Below are 17,159 nucleotides of genomic sequence, written 5' to 3'. Positions count from 1 at the left end.
AAGGAGCCCCTGTGACCGTATATTCCTCTTGTAGCTTTGCTCAGCGTGAATTTGTCTTATTCGATTTTGATGGCACCTTAGCGGATACCAAACCTGGCTTGGTTCGTGTGGCTCATAAAGTACTGTCTGATTTTGGGATGTCTCCAGCAGAAATTGGCGATGCATCGCGTTTGGTGGGTCCGCCTTTTCCTGAGGCATTTTGTGTTGTATATGGTTTAAGTGCAGCAGATGCCGCTCGAATAACAGCAGCTTTTCGTGCGCAGTACAACAACGTAGGGCCAGAAGATTTTCCTCTGTTTCCCGGTGGTAAAACCATGTTGGAAGCTCTTAAGGCATCTGGTAAAAAACTCAGTACTGCAAGTTCCAAGCGAGAAGAACAAGTTATTCGCATGTTACGTGAGCAAGGAATTATTCACTTGTTTGATGCTGTTGTGGGTAAGCAAAATGATGCTCAGGGATCAAAGCAATTTGTGATTAATCGCGCTCTTAAAGAGCTAGGTGCTACAGCTCAACATACCGTAATGGTTGGGGATCGTAGCTATGATGTAGCGGGTGCACATCAGATGGGTATTCCCTGTGTATGCGTATTGTTTGGTACAGCATCACAGCAAGAATTGCTAGACGCTCAGGCGGATGCCATTGTGCATTCTAATGAGGAGTTAACTGAGGTATTAACGTCTGGCGTTTATTAAACCACGCGATAACTTACCGTACCTATACCATCAAAGCCAAGGGCATCTGCAACAGCAGGCTGTAAGTCAATTTCACGGCCAGCAATAAAGGGACCACGATCATTTACTATTGCGCGAACGGTACGACCGTTATAGCTAATCTCAATGGTAGTTCCTAAAGGCATGGGGCGCTTCATGGCAACACCCATGGAAGTAGGAGTTACCGTATCTCCAGAGGCAGTGGTGCCCCACATAAAGCCATCGCCATTACCGTATACCGAAGCACCAACATATTTCCACTCACCACCACTAGTGTTTGAAGAGGTGTTTGAGCTAGAAGGACTATTGGAGTCAGGTGTTGTACTGGTAGAAGTATTGCTTGAAGAAGAGGTAGTGTCAGTGGCGGTATCAGAGGTATTTGCTTGTTTGGCAGCAGCTGCAGCTTGTTCTGCTTCCCACTTTGCCTTAGCTTCTGCGGCTCGCTCAGTTGCACGTTTCCTTGCAGCTTCAATAGCAGCCTGGGCATTGGCCTGTGCAGTAGCAGCTTCCTTAGTTTTGATAGCTATGTTGCTTTGCTGTGAACGCAGCGTATCACGCGTTTGAGTGAGTTGTGATTCCATCTGTACTAGATTTTGGATTTTCTCAAAATTGGAATCATTGATAGCATTGATATAAGAAAGAGTGCTTAGAAAATCACTGAAATCGCGTGAAGACAAAATCAAACCAATAAGATTGGGTTGGCTTTGTAGCAGTTTATAGTTGAGGCGTATAGCTTCTGCTGAGTCTTCGCGCGCCTCAGGCAATTTAGCCTCTAAATCTTTGAGTTTAGATTGATTATCTTCTATCTTTTTATTAAGGTCATCCAACTCCTGTTGAGCCTGAGCGTACTTCTCACCAGCCTCAATGGCAGCATTTTCTAGGGCTTCGAGACTCTCTTCTGCATACACTACATGAGGTGTTGCACTGCAGATGAGGGTAGTGCACAAGAGCACACTTAGGATGCCGCGTGCAATACCTTTGCTCGTATATCCCTTCATGCTCCTCCAAAACAACGGGGATAGATGCCATGTCGCGCTGGTTTGTGCGCTTTGGGTGTTATACCCAAAGCTGCACGCAGAAGCGGTACAGGATTTGTATTTTAGCCGATATGTTTCCAATCTATGTATTTCTCCATAAAAATGCACCTACTTACCTCTGTCGGTGTGAAAAACAGGTGTAAGTAGGTGACAATAGCCATCTTTAGACTTATAGACGGCCTTTTAGTTGTACAGCCGTGTAACCGTAGAGCTTATTCGAGCTCAAATGCACCGGTATATAGTTGATAATACGTACCGTGAGCTGCGATAAGATCATCGTGAGTACCACGCTCAATAATGTGTCCATGATCTAAGACAATAATGACATCTGAGTTACGTACGGTAGACAAGCGGTGAGCAATAACAAACGTGGTGCGACCAGCCATAAGTGCATCCATGCCACGCTGCACAATAAACTCGGTACGTGTATCAATGGAGCTTGTTGCTTCATCCAAAATCATAGCAGGAGGATCTGCAACAGCAGCACGAGCAATGGTCAAAAGTTGACGCTGACCTTGGGAAAGTTGAGCAGCATTATTAGTGAGCATGGTGTTATAGCCATCAGGCAGGCGACGAATGAAGGAATCTGCGCCGGCAAGTTTAGCTGCACCAATACACTCATCATCACTTGCATCAAGACGACCGTAACGAATATTTTCCATAACGGTTCCGGTAAACAGGTTTGTGTCCTGCAAAACCATGCCCAAAGACCTGCGTAAATCCGCCTTTTTAATCTTGTTAATGTTGATGCCATCATAGTGAATGCGACCATCAGCAATATCATAAAAGCGGTTAATTAGATTGGTGATGGTAGTTTTACCCGCTCCGGTAGCGCCAACAAAGGCAACCTTTTGACCAGGTTTTGCATACAAAGAAACGTCATGCAACACCGTGTGATTGGGGCTATAGCCAAAGTCCACATGATCTAAGACAATATCGCCAGCAAGAGGGGTATAGGTAAGGGTGCCATCATGGTGAGGATGCTTCCATGCCCACATATCGGTACGTTCGGAGCACTCGACGAGTTCACCATTATCGTTCTTGGTTACGTTTACCAGAGTTACGTATCCTTCGTCCTTCTCGACCTTTTGATCAAGAAGATCAAAGATACGGCCAGCACCTGCCAAACCCATAACAATAGAGTTAATCTGACCAGAAACTTGTCCTACAGAAGAAGTGAAATTTTTGGTGAGCGTAAGGAAGGATACGGCAATATCTATGGTAAGCGCTGCTCCAGAAATGGAGGGGGATGGTAGGTTATTGATAATAAAGAATCCGCCTGCTAAAGCTACCAACGCATAGGCAAGATTGCCTAAATTAAATAGGATGGGCATGAGCATATTGGCAAAGATGTTGGCAGACTTAGAAGCTTGGAAGAGTTCCTCGTTTGCTTTATCAAAATCTGCTTGCGTTGCTTGTTCGTGCGTAAAGACCTTAATGACTTTCTGACCAGACATAGCTTCTTGAGCAAAACCCTCTACGTTTGCAACGGACTTTTGCTGTGCCAAGAAGAATTGTGCGGAGCGAGTACCTAATGTTTTAACCACTAATGCCATGAGTGCAATAACAGCAAGAACAATGAGCGTTAGAGGTATGGAATACCACAGCATAATAAAGAGCACGGTACTCATACCAATAACCGTTGTAATAATGCTGGGCAAAGACTGACTAATAAGTTGGCGTAAGGCATCTACATCATTGGTGTAGTACGACATAATATCGCCGTGCTTGTTGGTGTCAAAGAAGCGAATGGGCAAGTCTTCCATATGGTTAAACATCTTGTTACGAATGCTCATAAGCATGCCCTGTGTAAGCTTGGCCAGTGTTTGTGCCTGGACGCTTACGGCTATTAAAGCTACAACATAGACGCTCAAGAGCGTAAGCGCAATCTTTGCAATTTCTGGTTGCGCGGCTTCCCAGTTTCCGCTGGTAAAATGCTTAGTTACAACTGCAATTGCTTGCTGCATAAATACAGATGGCATAGCACTTGCTACTGCGGAAATAATTATACAAAGAAGGACGATACAAGACTGTGTGGGGTAAAACTCAAACAACATTTTGATGATACGCCCAAAGTTGCCCTTTTGGGGGGCTTTACGTTTGGCAGAACCCTCGGTGGTTTGTGTATGAGCCATGTGTCTAGTCCTCCTTTCTTGAATCATTGTTTTGGGTTTGCATCGTGTCCATTTTTTGGTCATGTGATGCCTTATTTTGCGAGGTATAGGTTTCACGGTAAATATCGTTGGTTTTAAGAAGCTCTTCATGAGTGCCAATAGCATTAATCTGGCCATCGCGCATAACAATAATGCGGTCAGCATCTTCAATAGAGCTGGTACGTTGGGCAATAATTATCTTAGTAGTTTGGGGAATAAAACTGCGGAAACCCGCTCGAATGAGCTTATCGGTCTTAGTGTCTACTGCGCTAGTGGAGTCATCCAAAATTAAAATCTTAGGATTCTTAAGTAGGGCACGTGCAATGCATAAACGCTGTTTTTGACCACCAGAAACATTGGAACCACCTTGCTCAATATAGGTGTTGTATGTATCGGGGAATTGCTGAATAAACTCATCGGCCTGAGCAAGCTTACATGCTTCAAGCAGCTGTTCATCCGTGGCGTTAGGATTGCCCCAGCGAAGGTTTTCTGCAATGGTGCCCGAGAACAATACATTGCGCTGCAGTACGACTGCCACTTGGTTGCGCAGGGTATCCAAATCATACTCACGCACATCATGGCCACCAACAAAAACAGATCCCTGAGTTACATCATATAAACGACTAATAAGCTGGATGAGTGTGGACTTAGAAGATCCCGTGCCTCCTAAAATACCAATGACTTCACCAGACTTAATGTGGAGGTCAATATCTTTTAAAGCCATGCGTTCGGCAGTTTTGGAGTATTCAAAACTTACGTGATTAAAGTCAATAGAGCCATCGGGAATTTCATATAAGGGATTGTCTGGGTTAGTAAGGTCGCTCTTCTCAATAAGGACCTCACAAATACGGCGAGCACTTTCTTCAGACATGGTAATCATGACGAATACCATAGAAAGCATCATAAGTGCCATAAGCATAGAAAAGCCGTAGGTGATAAGAGCACTCATTTGACCTACGCCTAAGCTCTGGCCTTGTGAACTTACGGCAATCTGAGAGCCAAAATACACAACAAATAGGTAAATAACGTCAATCGAGAAGTTAAAGAGAGGGGAAGTCCAAGCTAAAATGCGCTCTACATGCATAAAGTCATGAAAGAGATTGCCTGATGCAGTATTAAACTTCTTTTTCTCAAAATCCTCGCGCACGTAAGATTTAACTACACGAATACCGGAAACGTTTTCTTCTACAGACTCATTGAGCGTATCGTATTTCTTAAAAATCTGGCGGAAGATAGGCATGACGTATAAAGCAATACGAAAGATTACAAAGCCCAAGACAAAGGCAACAACAATATAGAGCGCTGCCATGGGACCGCCGGTAAGAAATGCCATGACAATGGCAAAAATGGACATAAGCGGGCTGCGTACGGCTAAACGAATGAGCATTAAAAAAGACATCTGCACATTAGTGATGTCTGTAGTAAGGCGAGTTACCAGTGAGTTAGTGGAAAAGCGATCGATATTGGAAAACGAAAACTTTTGGATTTGAGCAAAGACATCGTGGCGCAAATTGCGTGCAATGCCTGCCGACGCTACCGATCCGGTGTAGCCAGCTGCTGCACCAAGCGCTAAACAAAATAGTGCCATGCCAATAAGGATGGCTGCATAACGTGCAATAATGCTCATATCTGCGCCAGTAGAAATGGTGTTAATAAGTTGAGCGGTTACAAAGGGGATAGAAATTTCAACCACAACTTCGCATAAAACCAACAGCGGTGTTGCAACAGAAATGTTCTTAAACTCGCGGAGGCTTTTGCTCATAATGGATACAATGTCGCGAAGCGTGAGGTTTTTGGCTGCACTACCAAGGGTACTCTCTGCCATTAGTTTTCCTCCTTTCCATTCCAGTTAGTAATAATCGTCATAAGGGTGTCGAGCAGCTTTTCTTGTTCTTCTGTTGATAAGAACGATAAAGCCTCTTGTTCAAATTGCCTTCTGTCCTCCATGAGTTGGGCTGCACGTTGCCGTCCTTGTGGGGTGAGATACACCTCAAATTGGCGCTTATCTGCCTCAGATTTAGAGCGAGTGATATAACCTTCACTCTCTACCTTACTGAGTACTTCTGACAGTGAAGCAGAGGTAATGCTCATGGATTCTTGTAATTCTCGCTGTGCCATATGCATGTCATGGCGATACAACTTAGTAAGTACATGATCTTGTCCAGCACGACCTCCGCGGGCAAAATACATGTAGTAGCCAAGTGAGTTAATGCACGCAAGAACCTTGCGCGTTGTTCCCCAATCTGAAGGGGGAACCCAAACGGGTTTATCCATTTGCATAGGTACCTTCCTTTTCTTGATACCTAAGCATATGCCTTGAATAGGGTAATTTGCTAGGGACCTTCTAAATATTCACAAGGAACCTAGCAATCTCCATATTTTTTGTACGTGAACTATGGGGATAAGCGCGTATGGATTTGCGTATAGTACGTATAAGGGGGTGGTGAACATGAGTTTTATGAAGGCCTTCAATGACACCATAAACTATCTTGAATCGGTTTTGGATAACCAGATAGACGAGAAGAATGTGCTGTATATATCAGGATATTCATATCCCATGTTTAGCAGGTTGTTCTCTATTCTTACAAACCTATCTCTTTCAGAATATTTAAGGGAGAGACGTTTGAGTGAAGCAGCGGTTTTGTTAAGGGAAACAGACAAAAAAGTGATAGATATAGCTTCCTTATTTGGTTATGAATCCCCCAATTCATTTGGTGCCGCATTTAAAAGTTTTCATGGTGCTACCCCTTCTGAGGTGAGGGCTGGAAAGTCCTTCAAAGTAATTCCCCGTATTCAACTGGTGCTAAGTGTCCAAGGAGGTCGAGATATGAATATTACCATGCAAAAGAAAGAAGCTTTTATAGTTGCGGGTCTTAATGAGCACAATATCGATTCAACATTATGTCCTCAGGTATGGAATAAGCTCTATAAGAAGTACAGTCATGATGAATTAACAAAGCTTGGAGATGGTAAGTCTGTTGGCGTTTGCCATGATATAAGTGATCCAAATACTCTTAATTATATGGCGGGGTATCTGGTCAAAGATAGTATAGCTGCACAAGCAATGGGGCTAGATATTTTAGAAGTTCAAGCGGCAGAATATGCAGTTGTTGAGTTGACGGGCAAAGTTCCTGAATGTATTCATGAGGGCTGGAAGTATGTTATGGAAGTATTCTTTCCAGAACAAGGATATGTTCATTCAGGAGCCCCTGATTTTGAGTACTATTTTGAGGGTGACATGCAGAGCAACGACTACAAAATGGAGTTATGGGTTCCTGTAGTGAAGAAGGACTAACGCCCGCAGCAACACTAACATCCACAGATGTTTTTGCAGATTGTAAATGGCTGCTTCGTACATGTATATAGTAAGAAAGAGCGTCTCGGTATAGTATATCGAGGCGCTTTATATGAGTTGTTTTTATCAGTTACTTTCCCTGACTTTCATGCTTGTTAAAGAAGTCAAAGCGGGGAGGTAGTTGCTTAAGTTCATGAGTACCTGCAGCTTTACCAAGCTTCTCGGCAAGTTGAGCGGGTGTTGCAAAAGCATACTCCCAGCTAAAGAAGAACTCTTGGTCAAAGTTCATGTAGTCACAAATGGTCTCGCAGCCAAAGGGGGCTGCTGCGTGCATGAGTAGGGTGGTGGTGCGCAAAGCGGCAAAGGCGTCTGCTAAGGCTTGTTCATAAGCAGCAGTATCCCCTTGACCAGCCTTAGAAGCGTCACCCCAACGTTTGTTTGCAGCGCGGGTAAAGTCCTCTACTACGGCCAGTGCAGAGTGCGCGTCAAAAGCATGTGCAAATTTCTCAAACGCTAATATAGCATTGGCACATTCATCCATAACGTCTTTGTGTGCAGGAACTGCGGGAAGCTTTCCATCCAATGCGTTTTGTGCACCATAGAAGCAGCTGCGTGCCAAGCGATTAAAAATATTGGTGAGAAATGCGCTCTCCTTAAGGGCAGGATCTGCAACGCGAGGATCATCTTTAACCAAGACATCCTCGCCGGTTTTTTTATCTTTATGGCTTACGCTGGTGTCATAGGGTTTGGGTGAGAAGCTCACAGCCTTCTGATCCAAAGCTAAGCTTAACCAGTGACAACGAAGCTGCTCAGGCGTGTAGTTATCCAAAAGCTGGGCAGCCATAGGGGGTTTAATTTCTCCAGAACTGGAAGCTTTCTTATTCATAAACAAGATATGGTAGTTAGCAATGGGCGTGTCCTGGGTCAGGTTCCAGTCTAAAGCCTCCCACATAGCGGGTTGTGCTACGCAATAAAAATAGATGTTGTCTTGGCCAATAAACTGATAAACCTTGGCATCTTGAGAAGCCCACCAATCGCGCCAATCACTAGTGGAATAGCGACCTCCTGCTGCGGTTGCAAGAGCGGTTTGCGTAAAGCTTATAGGAGCCCATAGGCTTTCGGGCCAGCACCATACGGTGAGATCAGATACACCTTCTATGGTAGGTGCAGGAACACCCCACTCAATGTTGCCCGTAATGCGGAAGGGAAGCAGTGTCTTGCCGGTACGGAAACGAATGCCAGCAGCTTCGAGCTTCTCACGTGCATCATCACGGTCAGACCAGTTGTTAAAGGTTATGAAGAAGGAAGACTGGTTGTTTGTAGCCTCGGTAAGGGTGTGGGTGGGAAGCTGATTTGCTACGGTATCAAACTGTTCACGAAACTTGGTTTGAATATACATAACGGGGTCAACCAAAGATTCGCGTACAGTCTTGGTTACTACGGCACGTACTTGGGGGTCTACGTCCCATTCATCCATAAGTTTTTCGAGTTCACAGCGGAAAGCTGGCAGATCAAAATACCAGTTATCTACTGGACGCAGCTCGGGTGTAGCACCAGTTAGCTGGGATACAGGGGCGATAAGCTCCTCGGGATCAAACTGGTGGCCTAAATCACATTCGTCTGCATAGGCTTTCTCGGATTTGCAGCCGCGAACAGGACAACGACCACGAACCTGACGGCCATTAAGAAATTGGCCTGCCTGAGGATCATAGAATTGACGGGTGCTGCGTTTGTGTAAATAGCCTCGCTCGTATAGACGCTGCATGATGGTTGCGGTGAGCTCGTTGTGGAACTTGGTTGCAGGTTCCAAGCCAGAGCCAGCAAACAAATCCAAAGAGATACCATAAGCATCTAACGCAGATTTTTGTGCCAAGTGATTTTCGTTAACGTAATCTACGATGGTACCGGTATAACCCTCATTTTCTTTACGTTTACGATATCCCTCCATGATGGGGGAACCATAGCAGTCTGTGCCCGACACAAACAATACGTTTTGCTTGCCTAGACGGTCTCGCAAAAAGCGAGCAAAGAAATCTGCAGGAACAAAAACGCCGCCAACATGGCCAAAGTGCAAGTTTTTGTTTCCGTAGGGCATGCCGCCAGTAATAACAGCACGTGCAGGGAATATGGGACGATTGCTTATATCGACTGCCATGAGGGGACCTTTCATATTTGTTGCTCAAGCGCCAAAGCGCCTTGGTTTTGGTCTAATTTACTTAGTATCGCACAACTTAGCTGCCTACTTGTTGTCCAGAATTGCACTGACAAGTTCTGATGTACTGCTCACAATGCGCGTTGCACCGCATTGTTTTAAATAGCTACGAGTTCTAAAACCCCAATCCACAGCAATACAGTCAAGACCTGCATTTTTTGCAGTAAGAAGGTCAATTTCTGAATCCCCAACATAAACGGCGTGTGCCTTACGAGTACCCATTTGGATTTGTAGTTCATGCAAAGCTGTGAGCGTTACATCGGGTGCGGGCTTACGAGCAACGCCTGTGCGCACGCCGGCGGCAGATAGTATGAGGTCTTTGAAGTGTAGTTGGGTAAGTCGTTTAACTTCGCTATCCATTTTGTTGGAAATAACGGCACAACGTACCTCTGCAGTCTGTAAGCTTGTAAGCATAGAAATCACGCCAGGATATGGACGAGTATGATCGTTGCTATGCTGTTGATAGTGAGCACTAAAGACTTTATCGAGCTCTTGTACTTCCTGAGGATTAATACCTATATCTTGTGCGTGTAATGTATCTCCTAGAGCAAGCAGCGTATGTATGGAGGCACCCTTAAGAGCAGCGAGCGCACGCGTAAGAGCAATTGTAGAGCCGCTTCCAAAAAAGAGAGCAGCATCGGTTGGGGTAAATGAAGCTTCTTGATCTAGCTGATGTACGGCATAGGTGAGTGAGGCAGCAAGGTCCTGGGTGGTATCAAGCAGAGTACCATCCATGTCAAACAAGGCAATGTTGTAGGACATGGCAATCCTTCTACTTAGTATTCTTTATATGTTTGGTGGATTTAGCTGACTTCTTACGGTTGGGTTTATCGTCAAGATTGGCCAAAAGGGTGTTTTCCTTTTGAACTTTGCGGAAGCAGAATAGTAGTACGAGGCCAGAAACTGCAGTTATGCCAATGGCAAATAAGCGTGCTGTGGTAAGGGGAGAAGTGCGCAAAACATTTTCTTGGTTGGAAAACATGTGGCCATGTTGCAAGTAGGTGTTGGTAATGTCTCCTACTTCTGGCTTGAAATTAAGCTCGGTATCCACAAGACGGAATTGTTTATTGTTGTACTCAACAATTACCTTGTAATTAAAAGTTGCAGGATCAACTTCTTTGGAAATGACTTTAGATCTACAGGGAAGATAGTCAAACACCACAATTTTACGAGCTGCATTAATGCCTACGCTGAGTAGTAAACAGACAATAAAAACAATCAGCGCAATATGAGCACGGCGCTTGGCGGGGGTGTTTTCTGACATGTAAAAACCTATCTCGTGTATACAGAAGTTGTGTTTGCTCTTTAAGGATAACGTCACTTATATATGTGTGCGCAGCTTCTCGGTTAAAGGTCCAACAATGCGTACTACAATCAAACGCGATTGTAAAATGTCACTGTACAAAAATGCTAACACAGGTATGCAAGTTACCGTACAGCTAGGAAGCAAATCTACGGAAGAGGTAGGTCATGGCAAGCAAAGCCGATATTGCACGTGCTCTTTTGTCCATTAAAGCAGTGTTTTTAAAGCCTGATGACCCCTTTACTTGGGCAAGTGGCATTAAAAGCCCTATTTATTGTGACAATCGCCTTACACTAAGCTACCCCGAGGTTCGTACGCTTATTGATGAGGCGCTGGCAGAGAAGAGCCGTGAGTTGTATCCCGAGGTAGAAATGCTCATGGGAACTTCTACCGCTGGTATTGCGCATGCTGCTATTGCGGCGGACCGCTTGGGTATTCCCATGGGTTACGTGCGCGGCTCTGCTAAGGATCACGGTCGCAAAAATCAGATTGAAGGTCGTGTACATGCTGGCGAGAAAATCGTAGTGATTGAAGATCTTATCTCTACTGGTGGTTCTGTTTTGGACTGTGTCCATCCTTTGCGTGAGATTGGTGCCAATGTGTTGGGCGTCGTGTCCATTTTTACCTATGGCATGCAAAAGGGTTTGGACCGCTTGGCGGAAAATAAGGTAGAAAACACTAGTTTGTGTGACCTAGATACTTTGGTAGATGTTGCTGTTGAAGAGGGGTATATCAAGCCTGAGGATAAAGCCCGCTTGCTGGCGTTTCGTGATAATCCCTCCGATGAAAGCTGGATGACACGCTAGGATGGTCGAGCAGCAAGACAAGTACATACAACAAAATAAAAGCTGTTTGAAACAGGATGAGCGTACTTGCGCACGCACGCCGTTATTGTTGCATGCATGTTGCGCACCTTGTTCTATAGAGCCCATTTTGCATCTCCGCAAGGAAGGTTTTGAACCCACTATCTGCTGGACTAATCCCAATATTCAGCCTATAGAAGAGCATAACTTGCGTTTGGATACCATGCGTGCATATGCAAATGAGCTTGGACTGCAACTTATTGTTGCTTCCGATGACCGTGATGGTTGGGAGCGGCGTGTTGCAGGTGCAGGTTTTGATCGTGAACGTAGGTGTCGCGCGTGTTATGCGCAACGTCTCACGGAGCTTTGTCAGGTGGCTTGCGAGCGCGGATTTACGCACGTATCCACCACGCTAGTCGTGTCCCCGTATCAGCTTTTTGATGTGTGCCATGACGTGTTTAAGAAACTTTGTGACGCACAAGGTCTTACGATGGTATGGCGCGATTTTCGCCCGTATTATCCCGAGGCAACACGTTTGTCTCGCGAGGCGGATATGTACAGGCAAAACTACTGTGGCTGTAGGTTTTCTGCTGCAGAAGCTGCCTTTGATAGGCAAAGTATAAGAGATGAGCGCAAGGCGGCTAAGGCTGCTGCACGTGCACAAATGCAATCTAAAGCTCACGTTTCCTAAGGAAAGCTTGAGCTTGCAAGGAGTTATGTAATGCGTACGGATGATTTTGATTACAACCTACCCGAAGAACTAATTGCTCAAGCGCCTGCCGAGCCGCGCGATTCATGCCGTTTATTGGTGCTGCATCGCAAGAACGGCAGCGTAGAACATAAGATTTTTAGGGATGTATTGGATTTGCTGGAGCCAGGTGATTTGCTGGTTGCCAACAAAACTCGCGTCATGCCTGCTCGTTTAGTGGGTCGTAAGCAAAATACCGGTGGAGTGTCAGAAACCTTACTACTTCGTCGTCGTGAAGACGTGGATGCTCTGGGTTCTGTATGGGAGTGTTTAGTTAATCCAGGTAAGCGCCTTAAACCTGGTGCAGTTATTGAATATCGTGCAGGCGGCCTTCATGCTCCGGAGTCTTCTCCCGTGGTTTTAACCGGTGAGATTGTTGACTTTGTAGATGATAATCGTGGTGGACGTTTGGTGAGGTTTGTCCCAGCAAAGAATCTGAGCTTGGATGAGGCAATTCATCGTGCAGGGCATGTGCCTCTACCACCTTATATTACGGATTACGAGGGAGACCCAGAAAAATATCAGACGGTATATGCCATGAAGGAAGAGCATTCCGCTGCAGCTCCTACAGCAGGCTTACACTTTACGCCCGAGCTTATCGAGAAAATCAAAGCAAAAGGTTGTAGATGGGTAACGGTAGAGCTTGAAGTAGGTATCGATACCTTTAGGCTTGTTACCGAGGACGATCCTACGCAGCATGCTATACATACTGAGCGTTACCATGTATCGCAAGATGTTGTAGATGCTGTTCATGCTACTAAAGCTGCAGGCCATAGGGTTATTGCTGTTGGTACTACAGCGGTGCGCTCGCTTGAGTCCGCTTGGGATACTCAAGCAGCTGTGGGTGAGCCTGCCATGGTAGCTCGTTATTTTGAGATGGCAGATGAATCTGCTGCAAATACTGGCAAAGGCGATATTGTGGTGCGCGAGGATGCAAGTACTAATTTGTTTTTGATGCCGGGATCTACCTTTCACGTGGTAGATGCAATGATTACTAATTTTCATGTACCGCGTTCAACTTTGATGATGCTTGTTTCGGCATTTGCTACGCGAGATCAAATTATGAGTGCATATGAACAGGCCATTGCTGAACACTATCGCATGCTTAGCTTTGGTGATGCGATGTTTATTGAGTAGGATGATAGGTATTGCATAAGTAATTTAACACTCAGTCAAAAATATAAGCCACTCGCCGATGCTTGTAATAGGTCACTTTTCTTGAAGATTAAGATTTATCTATAACAAGGGTATATCTTATTTTAAGAAGAGTGATTATATGTGCAAAAAGCTATCTGTTTTTGGTTGGACTGTTTGCCTCTTTGTTTTGACAGTATTTCTTGTTTTTACCCTCTCAACACCAGCAATAGCAGCTCAACCAAACGATAGCCTTGTAGTACGTATTGATTGCAACAAAGATAGCTATGCAGTTGGCGATAGTGTTTTGTGTCATATCACCATTGAAAATCCTACCAACACTGATGCTAAAGATATAGAGCTTGTATCTACACTTCCAGATGGTTTAGTTGTACAAGATCCAAGCTTTACCTCTTTTCATATAGATACTATTGCAGCTCATACAAGCTATGAAAAAGATGTTGTATGTGAAGTAGTACATACTTCACATACACAAGACATCCCAGATACTTCTGGTGCTGCCCACCCTAAAACTCATAAAACATCTCATCCTCAAGGCATAGCAAAACTTGGGGATAATTTTTCTATAGGGATACTCACAGCACTTATAGCTGTAGATGTTATATGTATTGGTATAGCTGTTTGGAACAAGCACAAAAGCAGCGTGTTTGTACTTTTTATTGCGGCTATTGGCATATCGCTTTGTTTAAGCAATGTGGCATATGCTCAGCCAAGTACTTCTCAAAAGCTTACTGTTCACACCATCAAAACCATAACTGTTGAGGATAGGCCATGTGATATTGTGCTTGATACAAGCTATATCTGGGATACCAACAGTCCCACTGTTGCAATAGACAGACAAAAGCTTGTGTCTACAGAAGGCCTTGATGGGTATGGCATGCCTGATGATAAAACTTTGTGGGGCACCTTAGATACTAAAGACAAACAACCAAGTTCTTTGAAACTACATGTGTATGACGACAAGTCAAATGAGATTGGTAGTTATGACATACAAGCAAAACAAAGTTGGTCTATAAACTCATTTGGGCTTCTACGAGGATCTAACACACTTACGGTTACCTGCACATTTTCTGATGGCTCATATATAGCTGATAGTGTTGAGGTTGGCTATGACAAAACAGATAGGCTTGACTTGTTATCTATAGACAGAGATGACACTGACTCAGATGGGCTTATCAACTATCTTGAAACCTACTACACAACAGATCTAACCAACAAAGATACTGATGCAGATGGTATAGATGACTATATCGAGATAGCAGCTATACATACCGATCCAACCAATAAAGATTCAGATAATAATGGCATACTTGATGGCGATGAAGATTCTGATAACGATGGTCTGAGCAATCTTACAGAGATAGGTCTTGGCATCAACCTAGCTTCTTATGACACAGACCTAGATGAGCTTGATGATGGGCAAGAAGTCAATCTTGGTACCAATCCTCTTAAAGAAGATAGCGATTCAGATGGTGCTTGGGATGGGTGGGAAGTAACTCACAACACAGATCCCCTATCTGCCCAAAAAAGCTTTGTAGTAAGTGCTACTCAAACAGGTCCTAACAATACAACTACCCTAAGTGCAACAACAGCTGGAGCCTATGTAGAACAACTCTATATGCTTCCTATAACAGGAACAGACATCGACCTTACTCAAACACCAGGTTATGTCTGTGGCTATGAGTTTTGTGCTCCTCAAAACTTTGAGGAAGCCACTATTGAGTTTGAGCTTGATGAAAAACTATTTGAAAATAAAGACTTTACTCCAACTGTGTATTACTACAATCCAAATACCCAAGCGCTAGAAGAACAACAAACAAGTGTGAATGGCTGTAGGGTAAGCTTCAAACCAACACACTTTTCTATCTACTTAGTTTTGGACAAACACTCATTTGACCATGTGTGGAACCGAGACATAAAAGATCCCACCAAACAAGACCAAACAGCAAAACCCTATGACTTTTGCTTTGTGTTGGATGAATCGTGGAGTATGCAAGATACAGATCCCAAATGCTTGCGTGTTGATGCACTCAATGGGTTTGTAGATAAGTTTGGCGCTAATGATAGAGCTTGTGTTGTCAGTTTTGCCGCGAATGGTAAAGAAATCTTGCCATTTACTTCAGATAAAGCATTGTTGCATGAGACGCTTGAAAAGCAGCGTCAAAGGTTTGGTTCTGGCACAAACGGTCGAGGTGCCCTTACTAAAGCTATGAGTATATGTGTTGATAAATCAAGAAAAGAAGCAAACAAGGTTATCTTCTTTTTAACCGATGGAGATGATAACTATACCAGTGGTTTGAGCTATGAATCTCTTGCAAAAAAAGCGCAGGATACCGGTGTTACTATTTATTGTTTTGTTCTGGGAGATATTGTTTCTGAAGATAAATACAACACTCTTGATAATATCAGCAAAGCTAGCGGTGGTAAGTGTTACCGAGGTATAGATAGCGATATGTCTTCTTTTACAGGCCTCATCTTTGATGAGACTATTGACTATGAGACTGACTCTAATGGCGATGGTATATCTGACTACTATGCTAAGCTCATAAAAAGTGGAAGCCTTACCCTTGCTAATGGAACTACTCCCTATAAAGGTATAGATTTTACTGACCCAGACTATGACCATGATGGTTTTTTAAATGGGCAAGAACTTAAAGTATGTGTGTACTACTCACCAGATAACAACAGGTATGTATACCTCAAACAAATAAGCAATCCCTTGATTAAAGAGTCTAGCCACAAAGTTGACTCACGAACCTTAGCTATTTTTGCAGCCCTTTGTTATGAGGATGGAAGTGTGGCTAAGCGTGAGGGTAGGTTTTATAAACAAAATGAGATTGTGGGGAATAAGAATAAGGAAGAAAGGAAGAATCCTAAGGAAATCGGTCAAAGTTATTATTTCTTGAGAGGTGCAGATATCTTTGATCCTGGTGAAGATGGACATATATCTCAAGATTGGAAGATTGCAGAATATATACAAAGACATATCGGTACACATTACCTAAACAATGAAAAAATCGGAGACACTAACTTTAGTGCAACGGTCTATGTTCGAGGCAATGATGTAGTGCTTGCCTATAGAGGAACTGATGAAAATCCTGAATGGATTAATGATTTTGAGGGCGCACTTATTAATGTAAACTTTGAAGAACCTTACGCTAACCAAATGGCTCGGCTTGTTGCAAAAAAATATGCTGCTACTGGCAAAAATGTCTACATAACAGGACACTCCTTAGGTGGGTATTTGGCTCAAGTAGGAGCTGCTTCATTTTTAAATACAAGATATAAAGATCAGCTTAAAGCCTGTGAGTATTTTAATGGAATGGGTCTAGACTATGCCTTATGGGCACAGTTTGGAAGTGTGCATAGCTCTTATACACACTTTGCTGCGCGTGATATGCTTAAGTTACATTTAGGCAGAAATAAGAAGTTGATATCACATAGAATTAATGGAGATTTTGTTTCACCTAGAGGTATTCATTCTGGAATAACAAAAGAATATGGAGCATTTATAGATTGCATACATCATCACAAGGGGATGATTGATTGGAAAAATTTGTTGCCGTCAAAACTTCTACCAACTCTTTTGTTGTGTCCGGAGTCTTTAATCTATATTCCTGTGTATGGGTTTAATCCAGATGGGGAGTTATACGCCTATGCATGGACCGTCCATGAAACCGATAGCTTTTTATATCGTCTTAAGTACGAAAGCCAAATGGTCAAAAATCCTAGGGACTGACAAC

Annotated in this window: 13 protein-coding genes; 6 read left to right on the top strand and 7 right to left on the bottom strand. The window is 43.8% G+C overall.

Annotation, left to right across the window (positions count from 1 at the left end; translation table 11 throughout):
* Positions 1 to 11: 11 nt before the first annotated feature.
* On the top strand, positions 12 to 692 hold the full coding sequence (locus tag G469_RS08740) for an HAD family hydrolase (protein WP_051353827.1): 681 nt from the start codon (positions 12 to 14) through the stop codon (positions 690 to 692).
* Here G469_RS08740 and G469_RS0107525 read toward each other — a convergent pair.
* The 4 genes from G469_RS0107525 to G469_RS0107510 all read right to left on the bottom strand — a co-directional run bounded on the left by G469_RS0107525 (position 689) and on the right by G469_RS0107510 (position 6,180).
* Complete coding sequence (locus tag G469_RS0107525; RefSeq protein ID WP_028264536.1) at positions 689 to 1,708, bottom strand: RlpA-like double-psi beta-barrel domain-containing protein; 1,020 nt, start codon at positions 1,706 to 1,708, stop codon at positions 689 to 691. The genes G469_RS08740 and G469_RS0107525 overlap by 4 nt on opposite strands.
* Before the next feature lie 251 nt (positions 1,709 to 1,959).
* Positions 1,960 to 3,882 carry an ABC transporter ATP-binding protein gene (locus G469_RS0107520; RefSeq protein ID WP_028264535.1) on the bottom strand — a complete coding sequence of 641 codons (1,923 nt, stop codon included), beginning with the start codon at positions 3,880 to 3,882 and terminating at the stop codon, positions 1,960 to 1,962.
* Positions 3,883 to 3,886: 4 nt separating this feature from the next.
* Positions 3,887 to 5,725: an ABC transporter ATP-binding protein gene (locus G469_RS0107515; protein ID WP_211225411.1), complete on the bottom strand. Its 1,839-nt coding sequence runs from the start codon at positions 5,723 to 5,725 to the stop codon at positions 3,887 to 3,889.
* Complete coding sequence (locus G469_RS0107510) at positions 5,725 to 6,180, bottom strand: MarR family winged helix-turn-helix transcriptional regulator (protein ID WP_028264533.1); 456 nt, start codon at positions 6,178 to 6,180, stop codon at positions 5,725 to 5,727. The genes G469_RS0107515 and G469_RS0107510 overlap by 1 nt, the downstream gene beginning before the upstream one ends.
* A gap of 169 nt (positions 6,181 to 6,349) precedes the next feature.
* On the opposite strand from G469_RS0107510, the gene G469_RS0107505 reads away from it, so the two are divergent.
* Complete coding sequence (locus G469_RS0107505; protein ID WP_028264532.1) at positions 6,350 to 7,195, top strand: AraC family transcriptional regulator; 846 nt, start codon at positions 6,350 to 6,352, stop codon at positions 7,193 to 7,195.
* Positions 7,196 to 7,325: 130 nt separating this feature from the next.
* Here the strand turns inward: G469_RS0107505 and G469_RS0107500 are convergent, their stop codons facing one another.
* From G469_RS0107500 to G469_RS0107490, 3 genes are all read right to left on the bottom strand, one after another.
* The gene (locus tag G469_RS0107500; protein WP_028264531.1) at positions 7,326 to 9,350 is read right to left on the bottom strand and encodes a class I tRNA ligase family protein; all 2,025 of its coding nucleotides are present in this window, start codon (positions 9,348 to 9,350) and stop codon (positions 7,326 to 7,328) included.
* An 84-nt stretch (positions 9,351 to 9,434) separates the two neighbouring features.
* Positions 9,435 to 10,169, bottom strand: coding sequence for an HAD family hydrolase (locus G469_RS0107495; RefSeq protein ID WP_028264530.1), 735 nt, complete (start codon positions 10,167 to 10,169; stop codon positions 9,435 to 9,437).
* 10 nt (positions 10,170 to 10,179) lie between these two features.
* On the bottom strand, positions 10,180 to 10,671 hold the full coding sequence (locus G469_RS0107490; RefSeq protein ID WP_028264529.1) for a hypothetical protein: 492 nt from the start codon (positions 10,669 to 10,671) through the stop codon (positions 10,180 to 10,182).
* Positions 10,672 to 10,877: 206 nt separating this feature from the next.
* On the opposite strand from G469_RS0107490, the gene pyrE reads away from it, so the two are divergent.
* The 4 genes from pyrE to G469_RS0107470 all read left to right on the top strand — a co-directional run bounded on the left by pyrE (position 10,878) and on the right by G469_RS0107470 (position 17,155).
* A complete protein-coding gene (pyrE, locus tag G469_RS0107485; RefSeq protein WP_028264528.1) occupies positions 10,878 to 11,516 on the top strand; it encodes an orotate phosphoribosyltransferase in 639 nt (212 codons plus the stop codon).
* Between the two features lie 46 nt (positions 11,517 to 11,562).
* Positions 11,563 to 12,204, top strand: a complete 642-nt coding sequence (locus tag G469_RS0107480; RefSeq protein ID WP_028264527.1) for an epoxyqueuosine reductase QueH — start codon at positions 11,563 to 11,565, stop codon at positions 12,202 to 12,204.
* Positions 12,205 to 12,234: 30 nt separating this feature from the next.
* Positions 12,235 to 13,398 carry a tRNA preQ1(34) S-adenosylmethionine ribosyltransferase-isomerase QueA gene (gene queA, locus G469_RS0107475; protein ID WP_028264526.1) on the top strand — a complete coding sequence of 388 codons (1,164 nt, stop codon included), beginning with the start codon at positions 12,235 to 12,237 and terminating at the stop codon, positions 13,396 to 13,398.
* A 139-nt stretch (positions 13,399 to 13,537) separates the two neighbouring features.
* Complete coding sequence (locus tag G469_RS0107470) at positions 13,538 to 17,155, top strand: VWA domain-containing protein (RefSeq protein ID WP_028264525.1); 3,618 nt, start codon at positions 13,538 to 13,540, stop codon at positions 17,153 to 17,155.
* The last annotated feature ends 4 nt before the right edge of the window (positions 17,156 to 17,159 follow it).

This window comes from Atopobium fossor DSM 15642, from assembly GCF_000483125.1.
In the GTDB taxonomy this organism is placed as follows: domain Bacteria; phylum Actinomycetota; class Coriobacteriia; order Coriobacteriales; family Atopobiaceae; genus Atopobium; species Atopobium fossor.
This window is presented reverse-complemented; position numbering and strand designations above follow the sequence as displayed.